The sequence below is a fragment of the Parcubacteria group bacterium genome (genome assembly GCA_041657845.1).
Classification (GTDB): domain Bacteria; phylum Patescibacteriota; class Minisyncoccia; order Moranbacterales; family JAKLHP01; genus JAKLHP01.
The window spans coordinates 1-5,247 of record JBBABD010000046.1 but is presented as its reverse complement, the minus strand read 5'-3'; the positions used below and the strand labels follow the sequence as shown (position 1 = coordinate 5,247).

Below are 5,247 nucleotides of genomic sequence, written 5' to 3'. Positions count from 1 at the left end.
AAAAAGATTAGAATATGGAACAATGAATACAATAATCTGGAACATTGCGGTTTAAATGGAAAAACTCCTAACGAAATGCTACAATTATTAATAATCAAAGAACCGACAAATGTATGTGTTTAAAACAAAAATGCCGTATTCTGGCTTAAATAAGAGGAAAAGTGCAATAAAAAAACAACCCCTAAGGGCTGTTTTACTATTAAAAGTAATTTATATCAACTATCGTTTCGCCCACTGCGGACTTTTTCGAGCCTTTTTAAGTCCCGGTTTCTTTCTTTCCACTTTTCTGGAATCCCTGGTCAAAAATCCGAGATCCTTGAGAACCTTTCGAAGCTTTTCATCATACTTCACCAAAGCCCTGGCAATTCCAAGTTTTGAAGCTTCTGCTTGCCCCTTGAATCCTCCGCCTCTCACTAAAATAGAAAATTTAAACTTTCCAAACGATCCGACGGTTTTAAGCGGTCCAAAGACAGCATTCTGAAGCGATATTCCGGGAAAATATTCTTTTACTTTCTTGTTATTCACGACATAGTCATTATCGCCCGCTTTTTCTGAAGGGATTATTCGAACTTGCGCGACAGAAGTTTTTCTTCTTCCCACTGCATAAAAATATTTCTCAGAAACTGCCTTGTCCGCCACAGTTTTAGCGCCAACGAGCTTTTTTTCTTTGACTATCCCCGTTTCTTTAATTTCTTTAATCTCAACAGCCGGCTCAGTCTTTTTAACCTTAGCTTCTTCTTTTTCAGTTTTTTTAGCTTTTTTAGTTGCCATAAATTAGTGTTTTATATCAATCTTGTGATTAAACTTATCGTCTTTATAAATAAACAGCCTTTTTATCATTTTGTCTCGAAGCTTGTTTTTAGGAAGCATTCCGTAAACAGCTTCTCTAATTATTTTTCTTGAATCTTTCTTTCTCATTTCTTCCAGCGTTAAAGTCTTTATTCCTCCGGGATATCCGCTGTATTTGTGATAGAGTTTTTTTATTTCTTTTCCTCCGCTCATTATCAATTCATCGGAATTAGCAACCACCACAAAATCTCCGCCGTCAATATGAGGAGTAAAGTCAACTTTGTTTCGACCGCTCAAAATCTTAGCTATTTGAGTAGCCAAGCGTCCCATCGCTTTTTCCTTCAAATCAAATGAATGATATTTTCTTTCCATAATATTATACAAATTCAATTACTGCCATTTTGGCGCTGTCTCCTTTTCTTCTTCCCAACTTGGAAACTCTGGTGTAACCGCTTTTTCTTCCTTCGAATCTTTTTATGAGATCGCCGGAAAGTTTTTTAACGGATTTTGAGGAAATTTTTTTGCTCAGATCTCTGATGACAGCCACCTTGCTGGAATCATCAATCTTTTTCGCTTTGTTGATTATTTTGTCAACAATCCCTTTAAGCTCTTTGGCCTTAGCTTCTGTAGTGGTCATTTTTTCCTTAATAATCAAACTTTCAACGAGCGACTTAACAAGCGCCCTCCTCTGTTTCCTGATTCTGCTAAATTTTCTTCCGCTCTTTTGATGCTTCATAATGATATAAACCGCTAAACAAACACGAAATATTTCTCGAATTATCACGAAAAAATTTCGGGATTTTTAGCGATTATTTTCGCGACTGTTTTGTGATTATTTCAATGTTAATCCGAACTCTCCGATGGCTTTTCTGATTTCTTTTATACCCTTGTCTCCCATTCCTTTAAGCTCTTTCATTTCCTCTTCTGTCATTTTTACAATGTCTTTGATTTTTTCCACCTTGTTTTCCTCCAAAACATTAACTGTTCTATTGGAAAGTCCTTTGAGCTCATCTATTTTAAACTTCAATGGATCTTTGATTTCTTCTTTTTTAACTTCAACTTTTTCCTCAATTTCTGCTTCTTCTTCAGTTTTTTCTTCCTTGATTGCTTCCATTTCCGATAAAGCGGAAAATTGGCTAACTAAAATACCGATTGATTTTTTAAATGATTCTTCCGGAGTAATGCTCCCATCAGTTTCAATGTCCAATGTGATTTTATTAAAATCAGTTCTTTTCCCAACACGCATATCTTCAATAAGATAATTTACTCTTCTTATCGGAGTATAAATGGCATCAATGGCAATCACTCCAATCTCCTTGTTTTCCCTGAGTTGTTGTTCAACTGGAATATATCCAAGTCCTTTATTAACTTCCATTTCCATTTCAAAATCAGTCTTTTTGTCGGTAATAGTGGCGATAATTTGATCAGTGTTCACAACTTTAATGCCAGAAGGGCATTTTATGCTTTTGGCAGTAATTTTTCCTTCTCCCTTGGCATTAAGATAAATTTTGGCTAGCCCTTCTTCATTCATTTCAAAACGAATCTTTTTCAAATTCAAAATTATCTGGACAACATCTTCTAAGATTCCCGAAATGGTTGAAAATTCGTGAGGCGCCCCTTTAATTTTGACTGAAGTTATAGCCGCTCCTTCCAAGGAAGATAGGAGCACTCTTCTGAGAGCATTTCCTAAAGTAGTTCCGTAGCCAGGATAACAGCCAAAAATTTCAAATTTTCCGCTATTTTCACCGGTTTTTGAATACTTTGGTTTTTGAGGAAGAGCTATTGATTGCATATTTTCATGAAACATGGAACATGGAACATTAAACTTTAAAAATTGTTCTATGTTGTATGTTTTATGTTATTTAATTTATCTAGAATAATATTCAACTACCATTTGAGGATCAACCGTTGATCCCACATCTTCTCTCCGAGGAGAAGCGATTATTTTTCCCTCCGTCTTTCCTGCGTCAAATTGAATCCAAGCGGGAAAATCTTTTTTACTCTTTAAAATTTGAAAATGGTTTTTAAAATAATTTTTTTCGATTTTTGTTTCATTTATACCGACAACGTCTCCGACTTTAATCCAAAAGGAAGGTATGCTGACTTTTTTTCCATTAACTTTAATTAGGCCATGATTTGCCAGCTGCCTAGCTCCAGATCTTGAACTCGAAAATCCTATCCTATAAACGACATTATCCAATCTCATTTCCAGCCTTGCTATAAACAAATCGCCTGTTACCCCTTGCTTATTTTTAACTTCGTCAAAATGCTTTCTGAATTGTCTTTCCAGCACGCCGTAAATTCTTTTTATTCTCTGTTTCATAGCCAATTGCCTTCCATATTCGCTAAGGCCTCTGGTTTTCTTTTTTCCATGAACTCCTGGGGCATAAGGCTTTCTAACCATAGCGCATTTAGGAGAACTGCAACGATCACCTTTAAGAAAGAGCTTCTCTCCGGCTCTTCTGCATTTTCTACATTTTGCATCAATTGATCTTGCCATAATGTTGTAAATCTCTAAACTACACTAATTATTTCTCTAAAAATCACTAAAAAATATTTTTAAAAACTTTTTCGCGATTATTCGGGATGCTTTCGCGATTGTTTTGTGATTCAACTATACTCTTCTTGGTTTCCTTGGCCTGCATCCATTATGAGGAACTGGAGTAATATCTTTTATTGAAACCAGATTAAAACCTCGATTAGCCAAAGCCCTGATTGCAGCTTCTCTTCCTGATCCAACTCCCTTGACGAAAACATTCAATTCCCCGGTTCCATATTTTTTCATCTTTTCAGAAACGTCTCCGGCGACTTGAGTGGATGCAAATGGAGTTGATTTTTTCGCCCCTTTGAATCCCAAAAGCCCTGAACTTGACCAAGCCAAAACTTCTCCGTTCATATCGGTTATGGTAATCAACGTATTGTTGTATGAACACTGAATGTGAGCCTGTCCTTTTTGGATCTGTTTCTTAATCTTCTTTTTCTTTTTTTCAGGAGCAGTTTCTTTTTTCCCTTCAGAAACTTCAAGCGGCTCAGTATTTTCTACTGCTTTTTCAGATTTCTCTTCGACTTTTTTAATTTCTTCAGCCATTGTATACGAATTGTCGCTAATGAAAAAACAATATATTCGAATTAATTTGTTTTAACCATTCGCGAGTATTAGGATTTTATGTCTTTTCCGACGATGATTTTCTTCCGCTTCCCATCGTTCTTCGAACATTTCCTCGTACTGTTCTGGTATTAGTTTTCGTTCTCTGCCCTCTGACCGGAAGCCCCTTCTGATGCCTTGAACCGCGATAACTTTTAATTTCTTTGAGTCTTTTGATGTTTGTCTTGATTTCGTGATGAAGTTCTCCTTCAACCCTATATTTCTTTTCGATAGCTTCTCGAAGTTTGTTGAGTTCCGTTGCATCCAAATCCCTTGCTCTCTTGTCCAAGCTAATTTTCAGATCTTCTAGAATTTTTCTGCTCGTTGAAACGCCTATTCCATAAACATAGGTAAGGGCAAATTCTATTCTTTTTTCATCTGGGATATTCACCCCTGCAATACGTGCCATAATGATTTTGTCTCTAAACTTTCACTAATTATTTCCCGAAACCTCACGAAATTTTATATTTTATTTTTCGTGACTTTTCGTGATTTTTTTCGAGATTGTTTTGTGATTTAAATTATCTAGCCTTGCCTTTGCTTGTGTTTCGGAGTAATGCAAAGAACATACAGCTTTCCTCTGCGTTTTACAATCTTGCATTTATTGCAAATTTTCTTGATTGATGCTCTTACTTTCATTGATGATATAATCACTAAACAAACACGAAATATTTCTCGAATTATCACGAAAAAATTTCGGGATTTTTAGCGATTAATTTAGCGACTGTTTAGAGATTTAAATTCTCTTTGTTATTCTTCCTTTAGACAAATCATAGGGACTCATTTCCAAAATAACTTTGTCTCCTGGAAGGAGTCTGATGTAATTTACTCGCATCCGACCGGAAATATGAGCCAGCACTTCATGGCCATTTTCCAACTTAACCTTAAAGGTGGTGTTGGGTAGCGATTCTTCAATCACTCCCTCCATCTTTATTAACTCTTTGTCTGACATAAATTGTCTACTTGATTATAAATCGATATAGATACACAAATTATAAATATTCGTATATTCGTATCGATTCGTAATTTGTGGGATTAAACAACACAAAAATAGAGGAGTTTCCTGCTAATCTATCCTAATTCCTGAAACTCAAATATTTACCTCTATTTTTCAAAAAATCTCTTCAGTTGTACATAATATCAATATACTATCTATCCTTTTTCCTGTCAACACCTTATCGATTATTGTAAAGAGGAAATAGAAATGTCCGCTTTTGCGGGAAATAAAAATGTCCGCTTTGGACAATTTTGTTAATTTTTAGAATATTGAAATTTTCTCCAAGGATGATCGACAGCCGGCTTTACCGGAATAG

9 protein-coding genes are annotated in these 5,247 nt (G+C 35.5%); all 9 read right to left on the bottom strand.

Annotated features, from left to right (window positions below):
• Nucleotides 1–219: 219 nt before the first annotated feature.
• Complete coding sequence (gene rpsI, locus WC906_05000) at nucleotides 220–771, bottom strand: 30S ribosomal protein S9 (GenBank protein MFA5777770.1); 552 nt, start codon at nucleotides 769–771, stop codon at nucleotides 220–222.
• Nucleotides 772–774: 3 nt separating this feature from the next.
• Nucleotides 775–1,161, bottom strand: coding sequence for a 50S ribosomal protein L13 (gene rplM, locus WC906_04995; protein MFA5777769.1), 387 nt, complete (start codon nucleotides 1,159–1,161; stop codon nucleotides 775–777).
• Between the two features lie 4 nt (nucleotides 1,162–1,165).
• Nucleotides 1,166–1,525 carry a 50S ribosomal protein L17 gene (gene rplQ, locus WC906_04990; GenBank protein ID MFA5777768.1) on the bottom strand — a complete coding sequence of 120 codons (360 nt, stop codon included), beginning with the start codon at nucleotides 1,523–1,525 and terminating at the stop codon, nucleotides 1,166–1,168.
• A 96-nt stretch (nucleotides 1,526–1,621) separates the two neighbouring features.
• A complete protein-coding gene (locus tag WC906_04985) occupies nucleotides 1,622–2,596 on the bottom strand; it encodes a DNA-directed RNA polymerase subunit alpha (protein MFA5777767.1) in 975 nt (324 codons plus the stop codon).
• 60 nt (nucleotides 2,597–2,656) lie between these two features.
• Entirely contained in the window at nucleotides 2,657–3,289 is a 633-nt protein-coding gene (gene rpsD / locus WC906_04980) for a 30S ribosomal protein S4 (protein MFA5777766.1), read from the bottom strand.
• A gap of 114 nt (nucleotides 3,290–3,403) precedes the next feature.
• Complete coding sequence (gene rpsK, locus WC906_04975; GenBank protein MFA5777765.1) at nucleotides 3,404–3,877, bottom strand: 30S ribosomal protein S11; 474 nt, start codon at nucleotides 3,875–3,877, stop codon at nucleotides 3,404–3,406.
• 76 nt (nucleotides 3,878–3,953) lie between these two features.
• Entirely contained in the window at nucleotides 3,954–4,343 is a 390-nt protein-coding gene (rpsM, locus tag WC906_04970) for a 30S ribosomal protein S13 (protein MFA5777764.1), read from the bottom strand.
• A gap of 116 nt (nucleotides 4,344–4,459) precedes the next feature.
• A complete protein-coding gene (gene rpmJ, locus WC906_04965) occupies nucleotides 4,460–4,573 on the bottom strand; it encodes a 50S ribosomal protein L36 (protein MFA5777763.1) in 114 nt (37 codons plus the stop codon).
• A 97-nt stretch (nucleotides 4,574–4,670) separates the two neighbouring features.
• Complete coding sequence (gene infA / locus WC906_04960; protein MFA5777762.1) at nucleotides 4,671–4,886, bottom strand: translation initiation factor IF-1; 216 nt, start codon at nucleotides 4,884–4,886, stop codon at nucleotides 4,671–4,673.
• Between the last annotated feature and the right edge of the window lie 361 nt (nucleotides 4,887–5,247).

Coding starts and splice junctions, on each gene's coding strand:
- rpsK (MFA5777765.1), bottom strand. CDS start 3,877: ATGGCTGAAGAAATTAAAAAAGTCGAAGAGAAATCTGAAAAAGCAGTA.
- rpsM (MFA5777764.1), bottom strand. CDS start 4,343: ATGGCACGTATTGCAGGGGTGAATATCCCAGATGAAAAAAGAATAGAA.
- rplQ (MFA5777768.1), bottom strand. CDS start 1,525: ATGAAGCATCAAAAGAGCGGAAGAAAATTTAGCAGAATCAGGAAACAG.
- rpmJ (MFA5777763.1), bottom strand. CDS start 4,573: ATGAAAGTAAGAGCATCAATCAAGAAAATTTGCAATAAATGCAAGATT.
- rplM (MFA5777769.1), bottom strand. CDS start 1,161: ATGGAAAGAAAATATCATTCATTTGATTTGAAGGAAAAAGCGATGGGA.
- infA (MFA5777762.1), bottom strand. CDS start 4,886: ATGTCAGACAAAGAGTTAATAAAGATGGAGGGAGTGATTGAAGAATCG.
- WC906_04985 (MFA5777767.1), bottom strand. CDS start 2,596: ATGTTTCATGAAAATATGCAATCAATAGCTCTTCCTCAAAAACCAAAG.
- rpsI (MFA5777770.1), bottom strand. CDS start 771: ATGGCAACTAAAAAAGCTAAAAAAACTGAAAAAGAAGAAGCTAAGGTT.
- rpsD (MFA5777766.1), bottom strand. CDS start 3,289: ATGGCAAGATCAATTGATGCAAAATGTAGAAAATGCAGAAGAGCCGGA.